Below are 25,835 nucleotides of genomic sequence, written 5' to 3'. Positions count from 1 at the left end.
TGACTATTTTTATGCCACAATACGCTTTGTTCCAGCGATGTACTATCGACTGAAACAAAAATGATAAACGTCGATAAGCGAGAGTGGATACCCGATGTTTCGTCAGCAAAATGACTGGGAAACAAGAGAAAACGCGTTTGCTGCATTCACCATGGGGCCGCTGAACGATTTCTGGCAGCAACGAGAAGAAGCGGAATTCACCGGAGTGGATAACGTTGCGGTGCGCTTTGTCCGTTTTTGCGCGCCGGGAAATGACCGGGTGGTTGTAGTCTGCCCTGGGCGAATCGAAAGCTACGTGAAATATGCCGAAGTCGCGTGGGATCTCTTCCATAGCGGCTTTGATGTGCTGATTATCGACCACCGCGGGCAGGGGCGTTCCGGGCGAATGCTGTCGGATACTCACCGCGGGCATGTCGTCAACTTTAGCGACTACGTGGACGATCTGGCAGCGTTCTGGCACCAGGAAGTGGCCCCAGGCCACTGGCGTAAACGCTTCATTCTGGCGCATTCAATGGGCGGCGCGATTGCCACGCTGTTTTTACAGCGCCACGCGCCCCAGTGCGATGCCATCGCGCTGAGCGCCCCGATGTTCGGCATTATCATTCGCCTCCCGGACTGGATGGTGCGCCATTTGCTCGACTGGGCGGAAGGGCATCAACGGATCCGCGAGGGTTATGCTATTGGTACCGGGCGCTGGCGGGCACTGCCGTATGGCATGAACGTGCTGACGCACAGTAAAGAACGCTATCGACGAAATCTGCGTTTTTATTCCGACAACCCGCAGCTGCGCGTTGGCGGCCCAACCTGGCACTGGGTGCGGGAAGGGATGCTGGCCGGTGAGCAAGTGCTCGCTGGGGCAGCAAAAGACACCACTCCGGTTTTGCTGTTGCAGGCAGAGGACGAGCGGGTGGTGGATAATCGTATGCATGAACGTTTTTGTGAAATTCGCGCCGAAGCGGGGTATCCCTGTGAAGGGGGTAAACCGTTTGTCATCGAAGGCGCGTACCATGAGATCCTTTTCGAAAAGGACAATATGCGCTCGGTCGCGCTCAATGCCATCGTCGATTTTTTCTCTCGACATGATTAATGATGTTTTACTCCAGAGGTTAAATTTTCCTATGTACCAGGTTGTTGCGTCTGATTTAGATGGCACGCTGCTCAATCCCGATCACATGTTGTCTCCCTACACCAAAGAAACCCTGAAGCTCCTGACTCAGAAGGGGATCCACTTTGTCTTCGCCACCGGTCGTCACTACATCGACGTCGGCCAGATCCGCGATAATCTGGGTATCAAAGCCTATATGATCACCTCCAACGGTGCGCGAGTACACGATACCGACGGTAACCTGGTGTTCTCTCACAACCTGGATCGTGATATCGCCGCTGACCTGTTTGGCGTAGTGCACAACAACCCGGATATCGTGACCAACGTCTATCGCGATGACGAATGGTTCATGAACCGCCATCGCCCGGAAGAGATGCGTTTCTTCAAAGAAGCGGTGTTCAATTACTCGCTCTACGAGCCGGGTCTGCTGGAGCCGGAAGGCATCAGTAAAGTCTTCTTCACCTGTCAGGATCACGAAACGCTGCTGCCGCTGGAGCAGGCGATCAACGCCCGCTGGGGCGATCGCGTGAACGTTAGTTTCTCTACCGTAACCTGTCTTGAAGTGATGGCGGGCGGGGTATCAAAAGGCCACGCGCTGGAAGCCGTGGCGAAAGCGATGGGCTATGGTCTGAAAAACTGCATCGCCTTCGGCGATGGTATGAACGATGCTGAGCTGCTGTCGATGGCGGGCAAAGGCTGCATTATGCAGAATGCTCACCAGCGTCTGAAAGACCTGCACCCGGAGCTGGAAGTGATTGGCTCCAACGCCGATGATGCGGTAGCGCATTATCTGCGCAAGATGTATCTCTGATAAATAACCTGACGACTGGGTTATTATTAACCAGTCGTCAACCTTCATGTCCGCTACACTATCTCTCCATCTTCCTGAGAGACTTTCATTGTGGCGTTACTCATCATCACCACGATCCTGTGGGCCTTCTCCTTTAGCCTGATTGGCGAATACCTCGCCGGACATGTCGACAGCTATTTTTCCGTGCTGATGCGCGTTGGTCTGGCGGCGCTGGTATTCCTGCCGTTCCTGCGTCCTCGTGGGCAAACGCTGAAAACCATTGCCCTGTATATGCTGGTGGGCGCATTACAGCTGGGCATCATGTACCTGTTCAGCTTCCGGGCTTATCTCTACCTGACGGTGTCAGAATTCCTGCTGTTCACTGTGCTGACACCGCTGTACATCACGCTTATCTACGATCTGTTGAGTAAGCGGAAACTGCGCTGGGGCTATGCGCTGAGTGCACTGCTGGCGGTGGTTGGCGCGGCGATTATCCGTTATGACAAAGTGAGCGATCACTTCTGGACCGGGCTGATGCTGGTGCAGTTGGCGAACATCAGCTTTGCGATAGGCATGGTGGGTTACAAGCGTCTGATGGAAGTTCACCCGATGCCGCAGCATAACGCCTTTGCCTGGTTCTACCTTGGCGCGTTTCTGGTGGCGGTGGTGGCCTGGTTTGCGCTGGGGGATCCGCAGAAATTACCCACGACCACGTTGCAATGGGGCATTCTGGTGTGGCTGGGTGTGGTGGCATCCGGGCTCGGCTACTTCATGTGGAACTACGGTGCAACCCAGGTGGATGCCGGTACGCTCGGTATCATGAATAACGTGCACGTACCGGCAGGGCTGTTGGTCAACCTCGCCATCTGGCAGGTTCAGCCCCACTGGCCGAGCTTCATTATTGGTGGAACGGTGATACTGGCTTCGCTGTGGGTCCATCGCCGCTGGGTCGCTCCGCGTTCTTCACAAACGGCAGATGATCGCAAGCGTGGTTCCGCGCTGAACGAATAAAGGCTTCTGTTACCGGCTGACGCTGCTCGCCGTCGCGCACGGCGGCGTACAGCCGGCTCCACAATCCCTCGCCCAGGGTTTTGGTTACCACCAGATCCTGGCGCTCAAAGCTCTCCACCACCCAGTGCGGCAGTGCCGCAATCCCCATGCGGGCGGCTACCATCTGCACCAATAGCAGAGTGTTATCCACGCTTTTCAGAGACGGGCTCACTCCTGCAGGCTGCAGGAAATGACGCCAGATATCGAGCCTTCCACGCTGAACCGGATAGATAAGCAGGGTTTCGCTGGCGAGATCTTCAGGCGTAATGCGCGTCTTTGCGGCCAGCGGATGCTCCGGCGCGAGGATCAGCCGTACTTCGTAATCAAACATCGGCGAGTAGTGCAGCCCGCTGCGCGGCAGAATATCTGAGGTCAGTACGATATCGAGCTCGCCCTGCTGGAGCGCAGGCTGCGGATCGAAGGTGACGCCGGATTTAAAATCCATCTCGACCTGCGGCCAGTGGTGGCGGAAGTTTTCCAGCGCCGGGGTCAGCCACTGAATACAGCTATGACACTCGATGGCAATTCGCAGGGTGGTCTGCTGTGGTTCGTTGCAGGACTGAAGCGCCCGGCTGATTTGCGGCAGTACCTGACTCGCCAACTGCAGCAGAATTTCACCCTGCGGTGTAAAACGCAGCGGCTGGCTCTTACGCACAAACAGCCGAAAGCCAAGGCGTTGTTCCAGATCGCTGAACTGATGGGAAAGGGCGGACTGAGTCTGGTGTAGCGTCGCCGCAGCGGCAGCGAGTGAGCCCGTGTTCCGTAACGCCTGCAGCGTTTTCAGGTGTTTTATCTCGATCATGAAAGTCCTTCACTTCGGCATGAACAAATTGCGCTTGAGGAATATACAGTAACTGCCAATTATAGATGTGTAAACATCCAGACGTCTAAATACTGAAATTTCTCTGAGAGGCATACCATGACAATTATTAATCACACCCTCGGTTTTCCTCGCGTTGGCCTGCGTCGCGAGCTGAAGAAAGCACAAGAGAGCTACTGGGCGGGGAATTCAACTCGTGAAGAACTGCTGGCGACCGGTCGCGAACTGCGCGCCCGTCATTGGCAACAGCAACAGCAGGCTGGTGTTGATCTGCTGCCGGTCGGCGATTTCGCCTGGTACGACCATGTTCTGACCACCAGCCTGCTGCTGGGCAATGTGCCGGCTCGTCATCAGAACAACGACGGCTCAGTCGATATCGATACGCTGTTCCGTATCGGGCGTGGTCGAGCACCTACTGGTGAACCAGCGGCCGCAGCGGAAATGACCAAGTGGTTCAACACCAACTACCACTACATGGTGCCGGAGTTCACCAAAGGTCAGCAGTTCAAACTGACCTGGACCCAACTGCTGGATGAAGTGGACGAAGCGCTGGCGCTCGGCCACAAGGTAAAACCAGTGCTGCTGGGGCCTGTCACTTATCTGTGGCTGGGTAAAGTGAAGGGCGAGCAGTTTGACCGTCTGAGCCTGCTGAACGACATTCTGCCGGTGTACAAGCAGGTTCTGGCGGAGCTGGCAAAGCGTGGTATCGAGTGGGTGCAGATTGATGAACCCGCACTGGTGCTGGAATTGCCGCAGGCGTGGCTTGCGGCGTTCAAACCGGCTTATGACGCGTTGAACGGCCCGGTTAAGCTGCTGCTGACCACCTATTTTGAAGGCGTTACGCCAAATCTGGAGACCATCACCGCGCTGCCGGTACAGGGACTGCATGTTGACCTGGTGCACGGTAAAGATGATGTGGCCGAACTGCATCGCCGTCTGCCTGCCGACTGGCTACTCTCCGCGGGTCTGGTGAACGGTCGTAACGTCTGGCGCGCCGATCTGAGTGAAAAATATGCACAAATTAAGGATATCGTAGGCCTGCGCGCTCTGTGGGTGGCTTCTTCCTGCTCGCTGCTGCACAGCCCAATCGATCTCAGCGTTGAGACACGTCTGGATGCGGAGGTGAAGAGCTGGTTTGCCTTTGCTCTGCAAAAATGTGAAGAGCTGGCGCTGCTGCGCGATGCGCTGAACAGCGGCGATACCGCCAAAATTGTGGCGTGGAGCGCCCCGATTCAGGCCCGCCGTCACTCCACTCGTGTGCACAACGCGGCGGTAGAAAAACGTCTGGCAGCGATTACCGCTCAGGACAGCCAGCGTGAGAATGCCTACCCGGTGCGTGCTGAAGCACAGCGTGCGCGCTTTAACCTGCCAGCGTGGCCGACCACGACGATTGGTTCTTTCCCGCAGACCACTGAGATCCGCGGCCTGCGTCTGGATTTCAAAAAGGGAAATCTGGATGCCAACAACTACCGCACCGGTATCGCTGAGCACATCAAGCAGGCTATTGTGGAGCAAGAGCGCCTGGGGCTGGACGTGCTGGTACACGGTGAAGCCGAACGTAATGACATGGTGGAGTATTTCGGTGAGCACCTCGACGGCTTTATCTTTACCCAGAACGGTTGGGTGCAGAGCTACGGCTCCCGCTGCGTGAAACCGCCGGTGGTTATTGGTGATGTCAGCCGCCCGGCACCTATCACCGTAGAGTGGGCGAAGTACGCTCAGTCGCTGACCGACAAACCGGTAAAAGGCATGCTGACTGGCCCCGTGACCATTCTCTGCTGGTCCTTCCCGCGTGAAGACGTCAGCCGTGAAACCATCGCTAAACAGATTGCCCTTGCCCTGCGTGATGAAGTGGCCGATCTGGAAGCGGCAGGTATCGGTATCATCCAGATTGATGAGCCGGCGCTGCGCGAAGGCCTGCCGCTGAAGCGCAGCGACTGGGATGCGTATCTGCAGTGGGGCGTTGAAGCCTTCCGCATCAACGCTGCCGTCGCGCAGGATGAAACCCAGATCCACACCCACATGTGTTATTGCGAGTTTAACGACATCATGGATTCCATCGCCGCGCTGGATGCCGACGTGATAACGATTGAAACCTCGCGCTCTGACATGGAGCTGCTGGAGTCATTTGAAGAGTTCGAATATCCGAATGAGATTGGACCGGGCGTGTATGACATCCACTCTCCGAACGTTCCGAGCGTGGAATGGATTGAAGCCCTGCTGGCAAAAGCGGCCCAGCGTATTCCGGCGGAGCGTCTGTGGGTAAACCCGGACTGCGGCCTGAAGACCCGCGGCTGGCCGGAAACCCGTGCTGCACTGGCTAACATGGTTAAAGCGGCGCAGAACCTGCGTCAGGCGTAATGAATCGGCCCGGAGGCATTATGCTTACCGGGCCTGTTGTTATTTTTTACTTCCATACTGCGAAAACCACGCCAGCATTCGCTGCCAGCCATCGTGCGCCGATTCAGCATGATAGCTCGGGCGATAATCCGCATTAAACGCGTGTCCGGCTTCCGGATAAATCACGATTTCCGCTTTCGCATTCGCGGCTCTCAGCGCATGGCGCATAGTTTCGACGGTATCCAGCGGAATACCGGTATCCTGCCCCCCGTATAACCCCAGCACGGGGGCATTCAGGTTCACCGCAATATCAACCGGATGTTTTGGCGAGTTAAGGGTTTTATCCCCGACCAGTTTTCCGTACCAGGCAACGGCCGCTTTGAGCTGCGGGTTATGGGCAGCATACAGCCAGGCAATACGGCCGCCCCAGCAGAAACCCGTGACCATCAGGCGATGGGCATCACCACCGTTGCGGGCAGCCCAGCTGGCAACGTGGTCGAGGTCAGCCAGCACCTGTGCATCGGGCACTTTGCTTACCAGGCCGCTGAAAAGCGTCGGGATATCTGCGTAGTCGTTCGGATCGCCCTGGCGGAAATAGAGCTCCGGGGCAACCGCCAGATAGCCTTCCAGCGCCAGGCGGCGGCACAGATCGCGAATATGTTCGTGCACGCCAAAAATTTCCTGTATCACCATAACGACGGGGAGCGGACCTTCGGCGTGTTTTGGACGAGCGTACCAGGCCGGCATGCTTTCGCCCTGGGAAGGAATCGATGTATCGCCTGCGGTGATAGCGTCGTCAGATGTATGTACGATAGTTGAAGCGTGCGGCGCAGCAGCAGGTGCAAATCCAGGTTGTTTTTGTGTTGTCATGGCATTCTCCATACCCTGTAATAATTAGCGCATCGATAACTATAGACTGCACGTTAACAAACCATCATGTCGTAAACAGGCTATCTTTTGTGCAGTGGCCGGCGACATTGCTTGTTAATGTGATGCAAATCACCAATTAATGAGAATTCAATGTAATATTTTTCATTCATGGTGACTGCCATCACGAAAATACCCGCAGGGCTTCTGTAAAGTGTCTTTTTACTTCTGCTGACCATCTGAACCACAGAGGAGTTTTTTTATGTCCAAGTCTGATGTTTTCCACTTAGGCCTCACCAAAAATGATTTACAAGGGGCTACGCTTGCCATCGTCCCTGGCGATCCGGAGCGTGTTGAAAAGATCGCCGCGCTGATGGAAAAGCCGGTTAAGCTGGCATCGCATCGTGAATTCACTTCCTGGCGTGCTGAACTCGATGGCAAAGCAGTGATTGTTTGCTCTACCGGGATCGGCGGTCCATCTACTTCTATCGCAGTTGAAGAACTGGCACAGCTGGGTATTCGTACCTTCCTGCGCGTGGGTACCACCGGCGCTATTCAGCCGCACATCAACGTTGGCGACGTACTGGTGACTACCGCATCCGTGCGCCTCGACGGTGCCAGCCTGCACTTTGCGCCGCTGGAATTCCCGGCGGTTGCTGACTTCGCATGTACTACCGCACTGGTAGACGCCGCGAAATCTGTCGGGGCGACGACCCATATTGGCGTTACCGCCTCTTCTGATACCTTCTACCCGGGCCAGGAGCGTTATGACACCTTCTCTGGTCGCGTTGTGCGTCAGTACAAAGGCTCGATGGCAGAATGGCAGTCTATGGGCGTCATGAACTACGAAATGGAGTCAGCGACGTTGCTGACCATGTGTTCCAGCCAGGGCCTGCGTGCCGGGATGGTGGCGGGTGTTATCGTCAACCGTACCCAGCAGGAAATCCCGAACGCTGAAACCATGAAAAAGACCGAAAGCCACGCGGTGAAAATCGTGGTCGAGGCGGCTCGTCGCCTGCTGTAACTTTCCCTTCTTTGAAAAGGCCGACCTGTTCGGCCTTTTTTTTGCGTAACACCTCGCAGGAAATCCCTTTTAAACTGGACGTTTATACAGCACAATTCTATTTTGTGCGGTAAGCGGTTGAAGCAGGAGGGAACAGTGGATATCTCAATCATACTGAGCGCGGTTGTCGCGCTGGTGGCAGGCGTACTGATTGGCTGGCTGGCGGAGCGATCTCGCGCGGCACAGCTGCAGGCCGATCTTCTGGCCGAACAGCGTGAGATGTACGGTGAACTGAGTGCAACCAAACAGCAGCTGCTGCAAAGCGAACACTGGCGTGAAGAGTGTGAACTGCTGAACAACGAGCTACGCAGCCTGCGGGAAATCAATACCTCACTTGAGGCTGATCTGCGTGAAGTCACTACTCGTCTGGAATCCACCCAACTGCATGCCGAAGATAAAATTCGCCAGATGGTTAACAGCGAGCAGCGCCTGAGCGAACAGTTCGAGAACCTCGCCAATCGTATTTTTGAACATAGCAATCGTCGGGTAGACGAGCAGAACCGCCAGAGTCTGGGAAGCCTGCTGACCCCGCTGCGTGAACAGCTCGATGGTTTTCGTCGTCAGGTGCAGGACAGCTTTGGCGTGGAGGCTCGCGAGCGGCATACGCTCGCCCATGAGATTCGTAACCTGCAACAGCTTAATGCACAGATGGCTCAGGAAGCGGTGAACCTGACGCGGGCGCTGAAAGGTGATAACAAAACGCAGGGTAACTGGGGGGAGGTCGTGCTCACCCGGGTGCTTGAGGCCTCTGGCCTGCGCGAAGGGCATGAGTATCAAACCCAGGTCAGTATTGAGACCGACAACCGCGCACGCATGCAGCCTGATGTGATTGTCCGCCTGCCACAGTGCAAAGATGTGGTCATCGATGCCAAGATGACACTCATCGCCTACGAGCGCTATTTCAACGCCGAGGATGAGTACACCCGAGAAAGCGCGTTGCAGGAGCATATCGCCTCTGTTCGCAGCCATATTCGTCTGTTGGGGCGCAAAGATTACCAGCAGCTTCCAGGGCTGCGGTCGCTTGATTACGTGCTGATGTTTATTCCCGTCGAACCCGCGTTCCTGTTGGCAATAGACCGGCAGCCCGAACTGATAACTGAGGCGCTGAAAAATAACATTATGCTGGTTAGTCCGACGACGCTTCTGGTGGCGCTACGGACGATTGCTAACCTCTGGCGCTACGAGCACCAGAGTCGTAATGCCCAACAAATTGCCGATCGCGCCAGCCGTCTGTATGACAAAATGCGTCTTTTCGTGGATGACATGACTTCCGTCGGGCAAGGGCTTGACCGGGCGCAGGAAAACTACCGCCAGGCGATGAAAAAACTCGCATCAGGGCGTGGAAATCTGTTGGTGCAGGCCGAGGCGTTCAGGGGGTTGGGGGTTGAAGTTAAACGCGAAATTAACCCGGACCTTGTCGAACAGGCCAGCGCTCAGGATGAAGAATATCGCCTGCGCGAAGCGCAGAACGGTGAAGAGGAGCGTGAAGAAAACGATCGTTCCAGCATCTTCCGGGAAGGTTGAGTCGTAGGGGAAATGCAGCCAATCTGTTACACTCGCAGGACATTTTTTTGATAAGCAGGCATTAAGATGGCTGAGGATTCACAAGACACGACGCACTTTGGCTTCCAGACCGTAGCCAAAGGACAGAAAGCTGATATGGTGGCGCACGTATTTCACTCTGTCGCCGCGAAATACGACGTGATGAACGACCTGATGTCATTCGGTATTCATCGTTTGTGGAAGCGCTTCACCATTGACTGCAGCGGCGTTCGTCGTGGGCAGACCGTGCTGGATCTGGCCGGAGGCACCGGCGATCTGACGGCAAAATTCTCTCGTCTGGTCGGTGAAACCGGGCGGGTTGTTCTGGCAGATATCAACGACTCCATGTTGAAAATGGGCCGTGAGAAACTGCGTAATATCGGTGTGATAGGGAATGTGGAATACGTGCAGGCGAACGCCGAAGCGCTGCCTTTCCCGGACAACACTTTTGACTGCATTACCATCTCTTTTGGTCTGCGTAACGTCACCGATAAAGACAAAGCGCTGCGTTCTATGTTCCGCGTGCTGAAGCCGGGTGGCCGTCTGCTGGTGCTCGAGTTTTCTAAACCGATTATCGATCCGCTCAGCAAAGCCTACGATGCCTATTCATTCCACATTCTGCCACGCATTGGCGAAATGGTGGCAAACGACGCGGAAAGCTATCGCTATCTGGCAGAGTCTATCCGTATGCACCCGGATCAGGACACTCTGAAATCCATGATGCAGGACGCAGGCTTTGAAAGCGTGGACTACTACAACCTGACGGCAGGGATTGTGGCGCTGCATCGCGGCTACAAATTCTGACAGGAGGGACACCATGCCTTTACAGCCATTAGTCACCGCCGGAATCGAATCGATTCTGAACACCTTTCTCTGGCGCGAACGAGCGCTGAAACCGGCCCGCCAACGGCTGATGGGAAAAGTGCTGCGCATCGAGCTTAAAGAATTTTCCTCACCGCTGATTCTGGCTTTTAGTGAGCAGCAGATTGACGTGCTGGGGGCATGGGAAGGTGAGGCTGACTGCACGGTTGTTACCCGCGCCAGCGTTCTGCCGCAGTTGCGTAATCGTCAACAGCTAACGGCGCTTATCCGCAGCGGTGATCTCGAAGTGCAGGGTGACCTCCAGGTGGTGCAGAACTTTGTCGCGCTCGCCGATCTGGCCGAGTTCGATCCTGCGGAACTGCTGGCACCTTATACCGGCGATATCGCCGCCGAAGGGGTCAGCAAACTGTTACGCGGCGGTGCCGCCTTTTTACGTCACGGTTTTCAGCGCCAGCAACGTTATGCCGCCGAGGCGTTAACGGAAGAGTGGAAGCTGGCGCCGGGACCACTGGAAGTGGCATGGTTTGCTGAAGAAACGGCGGCCGTTGCGCGTAGCGTTGATGCATTAATGAAGCGGCTGGAAAAGCTGGAGGGACAATGACGCCAGGGGAAATGCGGCGCCTGTATTTCATCATCCGCACCTTTCTAAGTTACGGACTCGACGAACTCATCCCAAAAATACGCATTACGCTGCCGCTTCGCATCTGGCGGCGTATGCTGTTCTGGATGCCTAACCGCCATAAAAATAAACCGTTAGGCGAACGTCTGCGTCTGGCACTGCAGGAGCTGGGTCCGGTATGGATCAAGTTTGGTCAGATGCTGTCAACGCGACGGGATCTCTTCCCCCCGCAGATTGCCGATCAGCTGGCGCTGTTGCAGGACCGCGTTGCCCCGTTTGACGGTAAGCTCGCGAAGCAGCAGATCGAACAGGCGATGGGCGATATCCCGGTGGAGACCTGGTTTGATGATTTTGATATCGAACCGCTGGCCTCTGCCTCCATCGCGCAGGTGCATACTGCCCGCCTGAAGGCAAATGGTCAGGATGTGGTAATCAAAGTTATCCGTCCCGATATTCTGCCGGTGATCAAAGCCGACATGCGCCTGATTTACCGCCTTGCACGCTGGGTACCGCGATTACTGCCGGACGGCCGTCGTCTGCGCCCGATGGAAGTGGTGCGTGAGTATGAAAAGACGCTCATCGACGAACTGAACCTGCTGCGGGAAGCCGCCAACGCCATTCAGCTGCGCCGCAATTTCGAAAATAGCCCGATGCTGTACGTACCGGAAGTGTATTCCGACTACTGTAGCCAGAATATGCTGGTGATGGAGCGTATTTACGGCATCCCGGTGTCGGACGTGGAAACCCTGGAAAAACAGGGCACCAACATGAAGTTGCTGGCCGAGCGCGGTGTTCAGGTCTTCTTTACCCAGGTGTTCCGCGATAGCTTCTTCCATGCAGACATGCACCCGGGCAACATTTTTGTCAGTTACGATCATCCAGAAGACCCGCAATACATCGGGATCGACTGCGGCATTGTTGGTTCGCTCAATAAAGACGACAAACGCTATCTGGCGGAGAACTTTATCGCCTTCTTCAACCGTGATTATCGCAAAGTAGCGGAGCTGCACGTCGATTCTGGTTGGGTACCGTCGGATACCAACGTCGAAGAGTTTGAATTCGCCATTCGTACCGTATGCGAGCCAATCTTCGAGAAACCGCTGGCAGAAATCTCATTTGGCCATGTGCTGCTAAACCTGTTCAACACCGCGCGGCGCTTCAATATGGAAGTGCAGCCTCAATTAGTTTTACTTCAGAAGACGTTACTTTACGTTGAGGGCGTAGGTCGCCAGCTCTATCCTCAGTTAGACTTGTGGAAGACGGCGAAGCCGTTTCTGGAGTCGTGGATTAAAGATCAGGTGGGGCTCCCGGCGCTGGTGCGTGCTTTCAAAGAGAAAGCGCCGTTCTGGATCGAAAAAATGCCAGAAATCCCTGAACTGGTTTATGACAGCCTGCGCCAGAGCAAACAACTGCAGCGTAGTATTGATAAGATAGCGACCGACATGGCGTCTAATCGTACCCGACAGGGGCAGTCACGTTATCTGTTTGGTATAGGCGCGGTTTTACTTCTGAGCGGTACCCTGCTTCTGATCAACCGTCCTGACTGGGATCTGATGCCGGCCTGGATTATGGCTGGCGGTCTGGTTGCCTGGCTGATTGGCTGGCGGAAAACGCGCTGAGTTTTGCATCGCTATCGTATATACCCTAAATAATTCGAGTTGCAGGAAGGCGGTAAGTGAGTGAATCCCCAGGAGCTTACTCAGGTAAGTGACCGGGGTGAACGAATGCGGCCAACGCACATGCAACTTGAAGTATGACGGGTATAATGTAGGTTGATTATTTCATCATCTATAACAGAGGAATATTTATGGGTGGTATTAGCATTTGGCAGTTACTGATTATCGTCGTGATTGTGGTTCTGCTTTTCGGGACTAAAAAGCTGAGCTCGTTGGGATCTGACCTGGGCGCATCTATCAAAGGCTTCAAAAAAGCCATGGGTGATGATGAAGAGAAGAAGGATAACTCCGCGCAGGATGCAGATTTCACTGCAAAATCCATCTCTGATAAGCCAGACGATGCCAAAAAAGACGGGGCGAAAAGCCACGACAAAGAGCAGGTGTAATTCGTGTTCGATATTGGTTTTAGTGAACTGTTGCTGGTCTTCGTTATTGGCCTGATTGTACTGGGACCAAAGCGATTACCTGTGGCAGTAAAAACGGTGGTGGGCTGGGTGCGAGCGCTACGTTCGCTGGCGGCCACCGTGCAAAACGAGTTGACCCAGGAGCTGAAGCTTCAGGAATTCCAGGACAGCCTGAAGAAGGTTGAGAAAGCCAGCATGGAAAACCTGACGCCTGAGCTTAAAGCCTCGATGGATGAGCTGCGCGAAGCGGCAGAGTCTATGAAACGCTCCTATACCATTCACGATCCTGAGAAAGCCAGCGACGAAGCTAACACCATCCATAACCCGGTGGTGAAAGATTCCGAAGCGCAGCGGGAAGGGGTTACGCCTGCTACTGCTGAACATCAGGCAGCTGTTGAAGCGACTGCTCCACAGACCGAGCCTGCGGTGGCCCCGGCAGAGGAAACCCTGCATGTAACACCCGTTGCTGAGCCCGAGAAGGTGAAAGCGGCTGCTGCACCGGCTTCAGGATCCACCCCCGCATCAAGTGATAAAGCGTAAACATGAGCGTAGAAGATACTCAACCGCTGATTTCGCATCTGATTGAGCTGCGTAAGCGTCTGCTTAACTGCATCATCGCGGTTTTTGCCATATTTCTGGCGTTGGTTTATTTCGCCAATGATATCTATCAGGTGGTGTCTGCCCCGCTGATCCAGCACATGCCGAAAGGCGCGACGATGATCGCGACGGATGTGGCCTCGCCGTTCTTTACCCCTATCAAGCTGACCTTCATGGTGTCGATTATTCTGTCGGCTCCGGTCATCCTGTATCAGGTGTGGGCGTTTATCGCGCCGGCGTTGTACAAACACGAACGCAAGCTGGTGGTGCCACTGCTGGTTTCCAGTACGCTGCTGTTTTATATCGGGATGGCGTTCGCCTACTTCGTGGTCTTCCCGCTGGCGTTTGGTTTCCTGACCCACACGGCGCCGGAAGGGGTTCTGGTCTCGACGGATATCAAGAGTTACCTCGACTTCGTTATGGCGCTGTTTATGGCGTTCGGGGTGTCGTTTGAGGTGCCGGTTGCGATTGTTCTGCTGTGCTGGGTCGGCGTTACGACGCCGGACGATCTGCGCAGCAAGCGCCCGTACGTGCTGGTAGGTGCATTTGTCGTCGGCATGTTGCTGACGCCACCCGATGTATTCTCGCAAACGCTGTTGGCGATACCGATGTACTGTCTGTTTGAGGTGGGGGTGTTCTTTGCCCGCTTCTATACCGGTAAACGGCAGTCTCGTGATGAAGACGCCGCGGCGGATGAAGCCGAAGAAAAAGAAGAGTAATCAACAACCGCCCGTCAGGGCGGTTGTCATATGGGGATTAGCATGTTTGATATTGGCATAAACCTGACCAGCCCGCAGTTCGCCAAAGACAGGGATGATGTGGTTGCCCGCGCCCGTGAGGCTGGAGTCAGCGGTATGCTGCTCACCGGCACGAATCTGCACGAAAGCACCGAAGCGCAGCGTCTGACTCAACGCTATGCGCGCTGCTGGTCTACGGCTGGAGTTCACCCGCACGACAGCAGCCACTGGACCCCGCAAACTGCCGATGCCCTGCGGCAGCTGGCACAGCAGCCTGGCGTGGTGGCTATCGGTGAATGCGGCCTCGACTTCAATCGTAACTTTTCGACGCCGCAGGAGCAGGAATATGCGTTCAGCGCGCAGCTGGCGCTGGCGGCCGAACTTAATATGCCGGTGTTCCTGCACTGTCGTGATGCCCACGTGCGCTTTCTGGCGCTGCTGGAACCCTGGCTGAGTCAACTGCCAGGTGCAGTCGTACACTGTTTTACCGGTAGCCGGGAAGAGATGCAGGCATGCGTCGACCACGGTCTGTACATTGGGATCACCGGATGGGTGTGCGATGAGCGTCGGGGAATGGAACTGCGTGAGATGCTGCCGCACATTCCGGCAGAACGCCTGCTGATTGAAACCGATGCCCCGTACCTGCTCCCGCGTGATTTGTCGCCGAAGCCTGCCTCAAGGCGTAATGAGCCGATGCATCTTGCCCACATTATGGAGCGTATCGCGCACTGGCGGGGCGAAGAGGCGCAGTGGCTGGAAACGGTAACGGACGACAATGCCAGAAAACTGTTTGGCGTGGCGTTCTGATCTGCGGCTCAGCTTTTACGGAAATCGGTATTTTTAACGCTCTGCAGCACCTGTTTGTTGAGCAGGTTCAACAGCAGCATGGAGCGCGCTTCGCCATCCGGCTCGGTGAATATCGCCTGCAGGCCTTCGAAAGCGCCTTCGGTAATCACCACACTATCGCCAGGCCAGGGCGTATCAGGATCGATGATGCCTTCCGGCGGGTTGACTGAAAGCTGGTGAATAACGGCAGAAGGTACCGTCGCAGGCTGAGAGCCAAAGCGAACGAAGTGGCTGACGCCGCGGGTGGCGTTGATGGTGGTGGTGTGGATAACCTCAGGGTCGAATTCGACAAACATATAGTTCGGGAACAGAGGTTCGTTAACGGACGTCCTTTTGCCCCGGACGATTTTCTCCAGGGTGATCATCGGTGTCAGGCAATGCACGGCCTGGCGCTCCAGATGTTCCTGAGCACGCAACAGCTGCCCACGTTTGCAGTACAGTAAATACCAGGCTTGCATAATCACTCTTTCCCGTTAACTCGCGGCAAGCATAACAAATGCCAGGGACGATCGCTAAATTGAATATCACCGCGAGTTTTCGCCGAATTGTGGTACTTCACGCTAATTTAACAAAAATACAGCATCACGTTGGCGAACACCGTATAATGAATCGCTTATCAAGAGGCCATAACGTACTCCATGAAATACAACGACCTACGCGACTTTCTGACATTGCTGGAACAGCAGGGCGAACTGAAACGCATCTCGCTGCCGGTTGACCCCCACCTCGAAATCACTGAGATTGCCGATCGTACCCTGCGTGCCGGTGGTCCGGCGCTGCTGTTTGAAAACCCAAAGGGTTACAGCATGCCGGTGCTGTGCAATCTGTTTGGCACTCCGAAACGTGTGGCGATGGGAATGGGGCAGGAAGACGTCAGCGCGTTGCGTGAGGTTGGTAAGCTGCTGGCCTTCCTGAAAGAGCCGGAGCCGCCAAAAGGTTTCCGTGACCTGTTTGATAAGCTGCCGCAGTTCAAGCAGGTGTTGAACATGCCGACCAGGCGTCTGCGTGGCGCACCTTGCCAGCAAAAAGTGATGTCTGGCGACGAAGTCGATTTGACGCGAATTCCTGTCATGACCTGCTGGCCGGAAGATGCTGCACCGCTCATCACCTGGGGACTGACCGTCACCCGTGGTCCGCACAAGGAGCGGCAAAATCTCGGGATTTATCGCCAACAGCTGATCGGCAAAAACAAGCTCATCATGCGTTGGTTGTCCCATCGTGGCGGTGCGCTGGATTATCAGGAGTGGTGTGCAGCGCATCCGGGCGAACGCTTCCCGGTTTCCGTTGCGCTGGGGGCCGACCCGGCAACCATCCTCGGCGCCGTGACGCCAGTACCGGACACGCTGTCTGAATACGCGTTTGCCGGACTGCTGCGTGGCACTAAAACCGAAGTGGTGAAATGCATTTCGAACGATCTTGAGGTGCCTGCCAGCGCAGAGATTGTCCTTGAAGGTTATATTGAGCCGGGCGAGATGGCGCCGGAAGGTCCTTATGGCGATCATACGGGCTACTACAATGAAGTGGATAGTTTCCCGGTCTTTACTGTCACACACATCACGCAGCGCGAAGATGCTATTTATCACTCTACCTATACCGGGCGTCCGCCAGATGAACCGGCGGTGCTGGGCGTAGCGCTTAATGAAGTTTTCGTACCCATTCTGCAAAAGCAGTTCCCGGAAATTGTCGATTTTTATCTGCCGCCGGAAGGCTGTTCATACCGCCTTGCCGTCGTGACGATGAAAAAACAGTACGCCGGACATGCAAAACGCGTCATGATGGGCGTTTGGTCGTTTCTGCGCCAGTTTATGTACACTAAATTTGTGATCGTCTGCGATGATGACGTTAACGCGCGTGACTGGAACGACGTTATCTGGGCGATTACGACACGTATGGATCCGGCCCGTGATACGGTGCTTGTTGAAAATACGCCAATTGATTATCTGGATTTTGCCTCGCCGGTTTCCGGCCTGGGTTCAAAAATGGGGCTGGATGCCACAAACAAATGGCCGGGAGAAACCCAGCGTGAGTGGGGACGTCCTATCAAAAAAGATCCCAACGTCACGGCGCGTATCGACGCCATCTGGGATGAACTGGCCATCATGAATGACGGTAAAAGTTGAGAGACCGTTTTGCCTAACAGACCCGACAGAGGGAGCGCATGACAACCTTAAGCTGTAAAGTGACCTCGGTAGATGCCATCACCGACACTGTTTATCGCGTACGTTTAGTACCGGAAGCCCCGTTTTCGTTTCGCGCCGGTCAGTATCTGATGGTGGTGATGGATGAGCGCGATAAGCGCCCGTTCTCTATGGCCTCCACGCCTGCTGAACAGGAATTTATTGAGCTGCATATTGGTGCATCTGAGCTCAACCTGTACGCCATGGCCGTGATGGACAGGATCCTGAAAGAGCGCGAAGTGGTTGTCGATATTCCTCACGGCGATGCCTGGCTACGCGACGACGAGCAGCGTCCGCTGATCCTGATTGCTGGCGGGACGGGCTTCTCTTACGTGCGTTCGATTCTGCTGACCGCACTGGCGCAGGATCCGAACCGCGACGTGGTTATCTACTGGGGCGGTCGTGAAGAAAAACATCTCTACGATCTCTCTGAGCTTGAGGCGTTATCGGTCAACCATCCGAATCTGCGCATCGAACCTGTGGTGGAGCAGCCGGAAGAGGGCTGGCGCGGACGTACCGGAACGGTACTGACGGCGGTTCTGCAGGATTTTGGTACGCTGGCCGAGCACGATATCTATATCGCTGGCCGCTTCGAGATGGCGAAAATTGCCCGCGATCTGTTCTGCAATGAACGCGATGCGCGTGAAGATCGCCTGTTTGGCGACGCTTTCTCCTTTATTTAGAAATAGAAATAAAAAACCCGCCCCTGACAGGCGGGAAGAACGGCAACTAAACTGATGCCGGGCCGTGGCCCGGCTTTTTATTACACTCTTTCAAAGACCGTCGCGATCCCCTGACCCAGCCCGATACACATCGTCGCCAGACCAAACTGGGCGTCTTTACGTTCCATCAGGTTAATCAGCGTGGTGCTGATGCGGGCACCGGAACAACCCAGCGGGTGACCAAGCGCGATAGCGCCACCGTTGAGGTTGATCTTTTCATCGATCTGCTCCATCAGTCCCAGATCTTTAATGCACGGTAGGATCTGTGCGGCAAAGGCTTCATTCATTTCAAACAGATCGATATCGCTCGCCGTCAGGCCTGCTTTTTTCAGCGCCAGCTTAGAGGCTGGAACCGGGCCGTAACCCATAATTGACGGGTCGCAGCCCACTACCGCCATTGAACGGATACGAGCACGTGGCTTCAGGCCAAGCTCGCGGGCACGGCTTTCACTCATTACCAGCATGGCAGCAGCACCGTCGGAGAGGGCCGAGGAGGTCCCTGCAGTCACGGTACCCGTCACCGGATCGAACGCCGGGCGCAGGGTAGAAAGCGCTTCAACGGTGGTCTCCGGACGGATAACTTCGTCGATATAGAACTGTTTCACCACGCCGTCGGCGTCGTGACCACCGGTCGGCAGGATCTCATTTTTAAACGCACCAGACTGAGTGGCAGCCCAGGCGCGAGCGTGAGAGCGGGCAGCGAAGGCATCCTGCATTTCACGGCTAATGCCGTGAAGGCGCGAGAGCATCTCTGCAGTTAATCCCATCATACCCGCCGCCTTTGCCACGTTACGACTCATGCCCGGGTGAAAATCCACGCCGTGGCTCATCGGGACATGACCCATATGCTCCACGCCGCCAATCAGGCAGGTTTGCGCATCGCCGGTCATGATCATGCGTGCCGCATCATGCAGCGCCTGCATGGAAGAACCACACAGGCGGTTAACGGTAACCGCCGGGACTGAATGTGGGATTTCAGCCAGCAACGAGGCGTTGCGGGCGATGTTGAACCCCTGTTCAAGGGTTTGCTGTACGCAACCCCAGTAGATGTCGTCAACCGCAGAAGGGTCCAGCGCCGGATTGCGCGCCAGCAGGCTGCGCATCAGGTGGGCGGAGAGATCCTCCGCGCGCACGTTACGGAAAGCACCGCCCTTTGAACGGCCCATCGGGGTACGAATTGCATCAACAATGACAACCTTTTCCATTGCGACTCCTTAAGCCTTTTTCAGCTCACCCACCGGGCGGGCAGGTTCAACCGGGGGATAGTACGCTTCGTTATGACGCGCTTTGGTACGCAGACCTTCCGGAACCTGATACAACGGGCCCAGGTGCTCATACTGCTGCGCCATATCGAGATATTTCGCGCTGCCGAGCGTGTCCAGCCAGCGGAATGCGCCGCCGTGGAACGGAGGGAAGCCTAAGCCATACACCAGCGCCATATCCGCTTCCGCAGGGCTTGCGATAATGCCTTCCTCGAGGCAACGGACAACTTCGTTGACCATCGGGATCATCATCCGGGCGATGATTTCCTCGTCGCTGAAGTCGCGTTTTGCTTTGCTCACGTCAGCCAGCAGGCTATCCACCGCCGGATCTTCTTCTTTCTTCGGCTTGCCTTTGCTATCTGCGGTGTAGCGCCAGAAGCCGAGGCCGTTTTTCTGCCCGTAGCGGCTGGCGTCAAACAGCGCATCAATGGCGTCGCGGTAATCTTTCTGCATGCGCTGCGGGAAGCCAGCTGCCATCACGGCCTGTGCATGGTGCGCCGTGTCGATACCGACCACGTCGAGGAGATAAGCCGGACCCATCGGCCAGCCGAATTGTTTCTCCATCACTTTGTCGACTTTGCGGAAATCAGCCCCGTCGCGCAGCAGCTGGCTGAAACCAGCGAAGTAAGGGAACAGTACGCGGTTGACGAAGAAGCCTGGGCAATCATTGACCACGATAGGGGTTTTGCCCATTTTGCTCGCCCACGCCACCACTTTAGCAATGGTGCTGTCGGCGGTTTTCTCGCCGCGGATGACTTCCACCAACGGCATACGGTGTACCGGGTTGAAGAAGTGCATGCCGCAGAAGTTTTCCGGCCGCTTCAGCACGCTTGCCAGTTCGCTAATCGGAATGGTCGAGGTGTTGGAAGCCAGTACCGCGTCAGGGCGTACTTTGTCTTCGGTTTCTGCCAGAACGGCTTTTTTCACTTTCGGGTTTTCTACTACGGCTTCAACCACCACATCGACACGCTCAAAACCAGAGTAGTCGAGGGTTGGATGAATAGTAGAGATAACGCCCGCCAGTTTCAGACCGTCGATTTTTCCGCGTTCCAGCTGTTTATTCAGCAGTTTGGCGGCTTCGGTCATACCGAGGGTCAGCGATTTGTCGTTGATATCCTTCATAATCACCGGTACGCCTTTCCAGGCGGACTGGTAAGCAATACCGCCACCCATGATCCCGGCGCCGAGGACGGCTGCCTGTTTCGGGGTTTCGATATTTTTGGTCAGATGCTTTGCCTGACCCTTAACATATTGGTCGTTGAGGAAAATACCGACCAGCGCACGGGCTTCAGGAGTATGGGCCAGAGGAACGAAGCTCTGGTTTTCCAGCTTCAGTGCTTCATCACGCCCCAGTTTTGCAGCCGCTTCAATCGTTTTCACTGCGGTCATCGGCGCCGGGTAATGTTTTCCGGCAGTTTGCGCCACCATGCCTTTGGCGATGGTGAAGCTCATGGCAGCTTCAATTTTGCTAAGCTTCAGCGGCTCAAGCTTCGGCTGACGTTTCGCTTTCCAGTCGAGATCGCCGTTAATTGCCTGACGCAGAATAGTAAGGGCACCATCGCGCAGTTTCTCGGTTTTGACCACGCCATCGACGAGACCAATCTTCAGCGCCTGTTCAGCACCAACGTCTTTTCCGGCTGCGATGATTTCCAGTGCGCTGTCGGCACCCAGCAGGCGCGGCATGCGAACAGAGCCCCCGAAGCCAGGCATGATGCCCAGTTTGGTTTCCGGCAGACCAATACGCAGATCTGGCGTTGCCAGACGGTAGTCGGTGGCCAGTACACATTCGCAGCCCCCACCCAGCGCATAGCCGTTGATGGCGGAGATGGTCGGTACCGGTAAGTCTTCAAGACGGTTAAATACGCTGTTGGCAAAATGCAGCCATTGGCTCAGCTGCTCCTGAGGGACCAGGAACAGCGACAGGAATTCGGTGATATCCGCGCCGACGATAAACGCCGCTTTCTCAGAACGCAGCAGCAGACCTTTTAAGTCATGTTGTTTTTCGAGCACGTCCAGCGCGCTGCCGAGGCTTGCTACGGTTGCGGTATCGAGCTTGTTGACCGAGCCGGGGGCATCGAATACCAGTTCGGCAATGCCATCTTCCAGCCAGTCGAGGTACAGGGTGTCGCCTTTGTAGAGCATGTCAGTCTCCTGAATCCAGCAAAGTAATCTGGTCGTACCAGATGAAACGGAGTGTGGATTTTATGTTAATAAAATGCAAATTAGTCTTTAAAGAAATGCCAGCTTGATCACGCTCGGCAGAAATCACGCAGGCAGAATGAGGTGTGCTAAGATGCGGAGACTTGTGGGCAAAAGAACAGAAGGGTAGAACATGGAATCATTGGCTGCACTCTATAAAAATCATATTGTTACCTTGCAGGAACGGACCCGCGACGTACTCGAGCGCTTTAAGCTTGATGCGCTACTTATTCATTCTGGCGAACTGGTTAACGTTTTCCTCGACGACCATCCTTATCCATTCAAAGTTAACCCACAGTTCAAGGCCTGGGTTCCGGTCACGCAGGTGCCAAACTGCTGGCTGCTGGTGGATGGCGTCAACAAACCGAAGCTGTGGTTCTATCTGCCGGTGGATTACTGGCATAACGTCGAACCGCTACCAACCTCTTTCTGGACTGAAGATGTCGAAGTGATCGCGCTGCCAAAAGCGGATGGCATCAGCAGCCTGTTACCGGCAGCGCGTGGCAACATTGCCTATATTGGTCCGGTACCGGAGCGCGCACTGGGCCTTGAGATCCCGGCGGATAAAATCAACCCGAAAGGGGTGATTGACTACCTGCACTACTATCGCGCCTACAAAACAGACTACGAGCTGGTCTGTATGCGTGAAGCGCAGAAAACGGCGGTTAATGGCCACCGCGCAGCGCATGAGGCTTTCCTCTCCGGAATGAGCGAGTTCGATATTAACCTCGCCTATCTGACCGCAACCGGTCATCGTGATACCGACGTGCCGTACAGCAACATTGTGGCGCTGAATGAACATGCCTCTGTGCTGCATTACACCAAACTCGATCACCGCGCGCCGTCAGAGCTGCGCAGCTTCCTGCTGGATGCTGGTGCAGAATATAACGGCTATGCGGCTGACTTGACCCGTACCTGGGCGGCCCATGGTGATAACGACTTTGCGCATCTGATAAAAGATGTGAACGACGAACAGCTGTCGCTGATTGCCACGATGAAGTCGGGTACCAGCTATGTGGATTATCACATCCAGTTCCATCAGCGCATCGCTAAACTGCTGCGTAAACATCAGCTAATCACCGGCATGAGTGAAGAAGCGATGGTCGAAAACAACATTACCGGACCGTTTATGCCGCACGGTATCGGTCACCCGCTGGGGCTGCAGGTACATGATGTTGCAGGCTTCATGCAGGATGATAAAGGCACGCACCTGGCTGCCCCATCAAAATATCCTTATCTGCGCTGTACCCGTACGCTTGAGCCGCGCATGGTCCTGACTATTGAGCCGGGGATTTACTTTATTGAATCACTGCTGGCTCCATGGCGTGAAGGACAGTTCAGCAAACACTTCAACTGGCAGAAAATTGATGCTCTGAAGCCGTTCGGTGGGATCCGCATTGAAGACAATGTGGTTATCCATGAAAACAGCATCGAAAACATGACGCGAGACCTGAAGCTGGCGTAATGGAGAGTTGGTTGATACCGGCGGCGCCGGTGACTGTCGTCGAAGAAATTAAAAAGAGCCGCTTTATTACCCTTCTCGCGCATACCGAAGGGGTTGAAGCGGCGAAAGCCTTTGTTGAATCCGTTCGGGCTGAGCACCCTGATGCCCGTCACCATTGTGTGGCGTGGGTGGCGGGTGCGCCTGACGACTCTCAACAACTGGGGTTTTCAGATGATGGTGAACCGGCGGGAACGGCGGGAAAACCCATGCTGGCTCAGCTGATGGGCAGCGGCGTGGGGGAGATAACTGCCGTCGTGGTGCGTTACTACGGCGGTATTCTGTTGGGGACCGGCGGGCTGGTGAAAGCCTATGGTGGTGGCGTCAGCCAGGCGTTGGGCCAGCTCACCACGCTCTGCAAGATGCCGTTAACTGAATATACTTTGCAGTGTGAATATGGGCAGTTAAGCGGGATTGAAACGCTGCTGGGCCAGTTTTCCGGGAAAATTACGGACAGCGATTATCAGGTCAATGTCAGCCTCCGGGTTGCGCTTCCGGCCTCGGAAGTGGCGAACTTTTCCGCGAAGCTGGCTGATTTTAGTCGTGGTTCATTGCAATTACTCAAGATTGACGAATAATCCCCACCAGACTTTTTTGTATATCAAAGGAAGCGCCAGAGATGCATTTTCGCGCCATAACCCGAATCGTTGGACTACTGGTCATCTTATTCTCGGGAACGATGATTGTTCCTGGACTGGTGGCACTGATTTATCGCGATGGTGCGGGACGTGCCTTTACACAAACCTTTTTTGTCGCGCTGGCTATCGGTTCACTGCTGTGGTGGCCAAACCGTCGGGAAAAGCGCGAACTGAAATCGCGTGAAGGGTTCCTGATAGTCGTCCTGTTCTGGACAGTGCTGGGAAGCGTTGGTGCCCTGCCGTTTATCTTTGCCGAGCAGCCAAACCTGACGGTGACGGATGCCTTCTTCGAATCTTTCTCCGGCCTGACCACCACCGGTGCGACAACGCTGGTGGGGCTGGACTCATTACCCCACGCTATCCTTTTCTATCGTCAGATGCTGCAGTGGTTTGGCGGGATGGGGATCATCGTCCTGGCGGTGGCTATTTTGCCTATCCTTGGAGTAGGGGGGATGCAGCTGTATCGTGCAGAGATGCCTGGTCCGCTTAAAGACAACAAGATGCGCCCACGTATCGCCGAAACGGCGAAAACACTATGGCTCATCTATGTACTGCTGACAGTCGCCTGTGCGCTGGCGCTGTGGTTTGCGGGGATGCCGGCGTTCGATGCGATTGGCCATAGCTTCGCGACCATCGCCATCGGTGGGTTCTCTACTCACGATGCCAGCGTCGGCTTCTTTAATAGCCCAACGATTAACACCATCATCGCGGTCTTCCTGCTGATCTCTGGCTGTAACTACGGTCTGCACTTCTCCTTGTTGAGCGGGCGTAGTCTGAAAGTGTACTGGCGCGACCCTGAATTTCGCATGTTCATTGGTGTACAGTTGACGTTGGTCCTCATCTGTACCCTGATGCTGTGGTTCCATAATGTATATGGCTCCGCGCTGATGACGCTCAACCAGGCTTTCTTCCAGGTGGTCTCGATGGCGACTACGGCGGGCTTTACGACAGACAGTATTGCCCGCTGGCCGCTGTTCCTGCCGGTGCTATTACTGTGTTCTGCCTTTATTGGTGGGTGTGCCGGGTCGACGGGCGGTGGCCTGAAGGTGATTCGTATCCTGCTGCTGTTCAAGCAGGGAAACCGTGAGCTGAAACGTCTGGTTCACCCGAATGCCGTCTATAGTATTAAGCTGGGTAATCGGGCGCTGCCGGAACGAATTCTTGAGGCAGTGTGGGGTTTCTTCTCCGCTTATGCGCTGGTCTTTATCGTCAGCATGCTGGCTATCATCGCCACAGGTGTTGATGATTTCTCTGCCTTTGCTTCCGTGGTAGCGACGCTGAACAACCTCGGGCCTGGGCTTGGGGTTGTCGCGGATAACTTTGCTAGTATGAATCCGGTCGCGAAGTGGATCCTTATCGCCAACATGCTGTTCGGTCGTCTGGAAGTCTTTACGCTGCTGGTACTGTTTACCCCAACATTCTGGCGCGAATAACAGGAGTATCTGTTGAAAACGTTGATTCTTTTCTCAACCCGCGATGGGCAAACCCGCGAGATTGCCTCCTTTCTGGCTTCTGAACTGAAGGAGCTTGGGGTCAATGCGGAGGTGATGAATCTCCACCGGGCTGGCAACATCATGTGGAATCAGTACGATCGCGTGGTGATTGGGGCTTCTATTCGTTACGGCCACTTCCATTCATCGCTGGACAGCTTTGTGAAAAAGCACGTGCAGGTACTGAATACCTTACCCAGTGCTTTTTACACCGTGAACCTGGTTGCCCGCAAACCGGAGAAGCGTACGCCGCAGACCAACAGCTACACGCGCAAGTTCCTGTTGAACTCGCCGTGGCAGCCAACGCAGTGCGAAGTGTTTGCTGGTGCGCTGCGTTATCCCCGCTATCGCTGGTACGACCGCTTTATGATTCGTCTTATTATGAAGATGACCGGCGGGGAAACGGATACGAATAAAGAAGTGGTGTATACCGACTGGCAGCAAGTGTCCGATTTTGCCCGACAAATCGCGCAACTCGTGAGCAAATAGCACTAAAATTCGGCGTTGAGACTGAAAATTAAGCGAACGATAAGTTTTTTTGAATTTATGCTTGTCACTTCAGAATTAC

Annotated in this window: 24 protein-coding genes; 19 read left to right on the top strand and 5 right to left on the bottom strand. The window is 55.1% G+C overall.

What is annotated here, in order from left to right:
* The first annotated feature begins 94 nt into the window (after positions 1 to 94).
* The 3 genes from pldB (at position 95) to GYRE_RS03275 (ending at position 2,906) form a co-directional block, all read left to right on the top strand.
* Positions 95 to 1,087 carry a lysophospholipase L2 gene (pldB, locus tag GYRE_RS03285; protein WP_038252966.1) on the top strand — a complete coding sequence of 331 codons (993 nt, stop codon included), beginning with the start codon at positions 95 to 97 and terminating at the stop codon, positions 1,085 to 1,087.
* Positions 1,088 to 1,118: 31 nt separating this feature from the next.
* Positions 1,119 to 1,916, top strand: a complete 798-nt coding sequence (gene yigL, locus GYRE_RS03280; RefSeq protein ID WP_038252964.1) for a sugar/pyridoxal phosphate phosphatase YigL — start codon at positions 1,119 to 1,121, stop codon at positions 1,914 to 1,916.
* A 90-nt stretch (positions 1,917 to 2,006) separates the two neighbouring features.
* Positions 2,007 to 2,906: a carboxylate/amino acid/amine transporter gene (locus tag GYRE_RS03275; protein ID WP_038252962.1), complete on the top strand. Its 900-nt coding sequence runs from the start codon at positions 2,007 to 2,009 to the stop codon at positions 2,904 to 2,906.
* On the opposite strand, the gene metR is transcribed toward GYRE_RS03275, so the two are convergent.
* Positions 2,794 to 3,747: an HTH-type transcriptional regulator MetR gene (metR, locus tag GYRE_RS23420; protein ID WP_072009031.1), complete on the bottom strand. Its 954-nt coding sequence runs from the start codon at positions 3,745 to 3,747 to the stop codon at positions 2,794 to 2,796. The genes GYRE_RS03275 and metR overlap by 113 nt on opposite strands.
* A 117-nt stretch (positions 3,748 to 3,864) precedes the next feature.
* On the opposite strand from metR, the gene metE reads away from it, so the two are divergent.
* Positions 3,865 to 6,126 (top strand): 5-methyltetrahydropteroyltriglutamate--homocysteine S-methyltransferase, encoded by a 2,262-nt coding sequence (gene metE, locus GYRE_RS03260; protein ID WP_038252956.1) that lies wholly within the window; start codon positions 3,865 to 3,867, stop codon positions 6,124 to 6,126.
* 39 nt (positions 6,127 to 6,165) lie between these two features.
* On the opposite strand, the gene GYRE_RS03255 is transcribed toward metE, so the two are convergent.
* Positions 6,166 to 6,975, bottom strand: coding sequence for a dienelactone hydrolase family protein (locus GYRE_RS03255; RefSeq protein ID WP_038252953.1), 810 nt, complete (start codon positions 6,973 to 6,975; stop codon positions 6,166 to 6,168).
* 259 nt (positions 6,976 to 7,234) lie between these two features.
* Here GYRE_RS03255 and udp point away from each other — a divergent pair, with 259 nt between their 5' ends.
* The 9 genes from udp (at position 7,235) to tatD (ending at position 15,239) form a co-directional block, all read left to right on the top strand.
* Positions 7,235 to 7,996: a uridine phosphorylase gene (gene udp / locus GYRE_RS03250; RefSeq protein ID WP_006816590.1), complete on the top strand. Its 762-nt coding sequence runs from the start codon at positions 7,235 to 7,237 to the stop codon at positions 7,994 to 7,996.
* A gap of 135 nt (positions 7,997 to 8,131) precedes the next feature.
* A complete protein-coding gene (rmuC, locus tag GYRE_RS03245) occupies positions 8,132 to 9,559 on the top strand; it encodes a DNA recombination protein RmuC (protein WP_038252951.1) in 1,428 nt (475 codons plus the stop codon).
* Between the two features lie 66 nt (positions 9,560 to 9,625).
* The gene (gene ubiE / locus GYRE_RS03240; protein WP_006816588.1) at positions 9,626 to 10,381 is read left to right on the top strand and encodes a bifunctional demethylmenaquinone methyltransferase/2-methoxy-6-polyprenyl-1,4-benzoquinol methylase UbiE; all 756 of its coding nucleotides are present in this window, start codon (positions 9,626 to 9,628) and stop codon (positions 10,379 to 10,381) included.
* Between the two features lie 13 nt (positions 10,382 to 10,394).
* Positions 10,395 to 11,000: a ubiquinone biosynthesis protein UbiJ gene (gene ubiJ, locus GYRE_RS03235; RefSeq protein WP_006816587.1), complete on the top strand. Its 606-nt coding sequence runs from the start codon at positions 10,395 to 10,397 to the stop codon at positions 10,998 to 11,000.
* Positions 10,997 to 12,637 (top strand): ubiquinone biosynthesis regulatory protein kinase UbiB, encoded by a 1,641-nt coding sequence (gene ubiB, locus GYRE_RS03230; protein WP_006816586.1) that lies wholly within the window; start codon positions 10,997 to 10,999, stop codon positions 12,635 to 12,637. The genes ubiJ and ubiB overlap by 4 nt, the downstream gene beginning before the upstream one ends.
* Before the next feature lie 188 nt (positions 12,638 to 12,825).
* Positions 12,826 to 13,080 carry a Sec-independent protein translocase subunit TatA gene (gene tatA / locus GYRE_RS03225; RefSeq protein WP_006816585.1) on the top strand — a complete coding sequence of 85 codons (255 nt, stop codon included), beginning with the start codon at positions 12,826 to 12,828 and terminating at the stop codon, positions 13,078 to 13,080.
* Between the two features lie 3 nt (positions 13,081 to 13,083).
* The gene (gene tatB, locus GYRE_RS03220; RefSeq protein ID WP_006816584.1) at positions 13,084 to 13,638 is read left to right on the top strand and encodes a Sec-independent protein translocase protein TatB; all 555 of its coding nucleotides are present in this window, start codon (positions 13,084 to 13,086) and stop codon (positions 13,636 to 13,638) included.
* Positions 13,639 to 13,640: 2 nt separating this feature from the next.
* Complete coding sequence (gene tatC, locus GYRE_RS03215) at positions 13,641 to 14,414, top strand: Sec-independent protein translocase subunit TatC (RefSeq protein ID WP_006816583.1); 774 nt, start codon at positions 13,641 to 13,643, stop codon at positions 14,412 to 14,414.
* A 42-nt stretch (positions 14,415 to 14,456) separates the two neighbouring features.
* Positions 14,457 to 15,239, top strand: a complete 783-nt coding sequence (gene tatD / locus GYRE_RS03210) for a 3'-5' ssDNA/RNA exonuclease TatD (protein WP_038252948.1) — start codon at positions 14,457 to 14,459, stop codon at positions 15,237 to 15,239.
* Positions 15,240 to 15,247: 8 nt separating this feature from the next.
* Here tatD and rfaH read toward each other — a convergent pair whose 3' ends face one another.
* Positions 15,248 to 15,736, bottom strand: a complete 489-nt coding sequence (rfaH, locus tag GYRE_RS03205; protein WP_006816581.1) for a transcription/translation regulatory transformer protein RfaH — start codon at positions 15,734 to 15,736, stop codon at positions 15,248 to 15,250.
* Between the two features lie 180 nt (positions 15,737 to 15,916).
* On the opposite strand from rfaH, the gene ubiD reads away from it, so the two are divergent.
* Together ubiD and fre are read left to right on the top strand one after the other, a co-directional pair.
* The gene (ubiD, locus tag GYRE_RS03200; RefSeq protein WP_006816580.1) at positions 15,917 to 17,398 is read left to right on the top strand and encodes a 4-hydroxy-3-polyprenylbenzoate decarboxylase; all 1,482 of its coding nucleotides are present in this window, start codon (positions 15,917 to 15,919) and stop codon (positions 17,396 to 17,398) included.
* Between the two features lie 38 nt (positions 17,399 to 17,436).
* Positions 17,437 to 18,138, top strand: a complete 702-nt coding sequence (gene fre, locus GYRE_RS03195) for an NAD(P)H-flavin reductase (RefSeq protein ID WP_006816579.1) — start codon at positions 17,437 to 17,439, stop codon at positions 18,136 to 18,138.
* Between the two features lie 80 nt (positions 18,139 to 18,218).
* On the opposite strand, the gene fadA is transcribed toward fre, so the two are convergent.
* Complete coding sequence (gene fadA, locus GYRE_RS03190; protein ID WP_038252946.1) at positions 18,219 to 19,382, bottom strand: acetyl-CoA C-acyltransferase FadA; 1,164 nt, start codon at positions 19,380 to 19,382, stop codon at positions 18,219 to 18,221.
* Between the two features lie 9 nt (positions 19,383 to 19,391).
* A complete protein-coding gene (fadB, locus tag GYRE_RS03185) occupies positions 19,392 to 21,581 on the bottom strand; it encodes a fatty acid oxidation complex subunit alpha FadB (RefSeq protein ID WP_038252945.1) in 2,190 nt (729 codons plus the stop codon).
* A 190-nt stretch (positions 21,582 to 21,771) separates the two neighbouring features.
* Between fadB and pepQ the strand changes: the two genes are divergently transcribed.
* Genes pepQ through hemG form a run of 4 tightly spaced genes read left to right on the top strand, consistent with a single transcriptional unit; the run spans position 21,772 to position 25,756 of the window.
* Positions 21,772 to 23,103, top strand: coding sequence for a Xaa-Pro dipeptidase (pepQ, locus tag GYRE_RS03180; protein ID WP_038252943.1), 1,332 nt, complete (start codon positions 21,772 to 21,774; stop codon positions 23,101 to 23,103).
* Complete coding sequence (locus GYRE_RS03175) at positions 23,103 to 23,717, top strand: IMPACT family protein (RefSeq protein ID WP_006816574.1); 615 nt, start codon at positions 23,103 to 23,105, stop codon at positions 23,715 to 23,717. The genes pepQ and GYRE_RS03175 overlap by 1 nt, the downstream gene beginning before the upstream one ends.
* 41 nt (positions 23,718 to 23,758) lie before the next feature.
* Entirely contained in the window at positions 23,759 to 25,210 is a 1,452-nt protein-coding gene (gene trkH / locus GYRE_RS03170; RefSeq protein WP_006816573.1) for a Trk system potassium transporter TrkH, read from the top strand.
* A 12-nt stretch (positions 25,211 to 25,222) separates the two neighbouring features.
* Positions 25,223 to 25,756, top strand: a complete 534-nt coding sequence (gene hemG / locus GYRE_RS03165) for a menaquinone-dependent protoporphyrinogen IX dehydrogenase (protein ID WP_006816572.1) — start codon at positions 25,223 to 25,225, stop codon at positions 25,754 to 25,756.
* Positions 25,757 to 25,835 lie beyond the last annotated feature (79 nt).

Origin of the sequence: Yokenella regensburgei ATCC 49455, assembly GCF_000735455.1 — a bacterium.
Classification (GTDB): Bacteria; Pseudomonadota; Gammaproteobacteria; order Enterobacterales; family Enterobacteriaceae; genus Yokenella; species Yokenella regensburgei.
Note: the sequence above shows the minus strand (reverse complement) of the source record. Positions and strands in the feature narration are given on the sequence as shown.

Bases quoted from the DNA above. Each gene is read 5' to 3' on its own strand.
- pldB (WP_038252966.1), top strand. From the start codon at position 95: ATGTTTCGTCAGCAAAATGACTGGGAAACAAGAGAAAACGCGTTTGCT.
- yigL (WP_038252964.1), top strand. From the start codon at position 1,119: ATGTACCAGGTTGTTGCGTCTGATTTAGATGGCACGCTGCTCAATCCC.
- metR (WP_072009031.1), bottom strand. From the start codon at position 3,747: ATGATCGAGATAAAACACCTGAAAACGCTGCAGGCGTTACGGAACACG.
- metE (WP_038252956.1), top strand. From the start codon at position 3,865: ATGACAATTATTAATCACACCCTCGGTTTTCCTCGCGTTGGCCTGCGT.
- GYRE_RS03255 (WP_038252953.1), bottom strand. From the start codon at position 6,975: ATGACAACACAAAAACAACCTGGATTTGCACCTGCTGCTGCGCCGCAC.
- udp (WP_006816590.1), top strand. From the start codon at position 7,235: ATGTCCAAGTCTGATGTTTTCCACTTAGGCCTCACCAAAAATGATTTA.
- ubiE (WP_006816588.1), top strand. From the start codon at position 9,626: ATGGCTGAGGATTCACAAGACACGACGCACTTTGGCTTCCAGACCGTA.
- ubiJ (WP_006816587.1), top strand. From the start codon at position 10,395: ATGCCTTTACAGCCATTAGTCACCGCCGGAATCGAATCGATTCTGAAC.
- ubiB (WP_006816586.1), top strand. From the start codon at position 10,997: ATGACGCCAGGGGAAATGCGGCGCCTGTATTTCATCATCCGCACCTTT.
- tatA (WP_006816585.1), top strand. From the start codon at position 12,826: ATGGGTGGTATTAGCATTTGGCAGTTACTGATTATCGTCGTGATTGTG.
- tatC (WP_006816583.1), top strand. From the start codon at position 13,641: ATGAGCGTAGAAGATACTCAACCGCTGATTTCGCATCTGATTGAGCTG.
- tatD (WP_038252948.1), top strand. From the start codon at position 14,457: ATGTTTGATATTGGCATAAACCTGACCAGCCCGCAGTTCGCCAAAGAC.
- rfaH (WP_006816581.1), bottom strand. From the start codon at position 15,736: ATGCAAGCCTGGTATTTACTGTACTGCAAACGTGGGCAGCTGTTGCGT.
- ubiD (WP_006816580.1), top strand. From the start codon at position 15,917: ATGAAATACAACGACCTACGCGACTTTCTGACATTGCTGGAACAGCAG.
- fre (WP_006816579.1), top strand. From the start codon at position 17,437: ATGACAACCTTAAGCTGTAAAGTGACCTCGGTAGATGCCATCACCGAC.
- fadA (WP_038252946.1), bottom strand. From the start codon at position 19,382: ATGGAAAAGGTTGTCATTGTTGATGCAATTCGTACCCCGATGGGCCGT.
- fadB (WP_038252945.1), bottom strand. From the start codon at position 21,581: ATGCTCTACAAAGGCGACACCCTGTACCTCGACTGGCTGGAAGATGGC.
- pepQ (WP_038252943.1), top strand. From the start codon at position 21,772: ATGGAATCATTGGCTGCACTCTATAAAAATCATATTGTTACCTTGCAG.
- GYRE_RS03175 (WP_006816574.1), top strand. From the start codon at position 23,103: ATGGAGAGTTGGTTGATACCGGCGGCGCCGGTGACTGTCGTCGAAGAA.
- trkH (WP_006816573.1), top strand. From the start codon at position 23,759: ATGCATTTTCGCGCCATAACCCGAATCGTTGGACTACTGGTCATCTTA.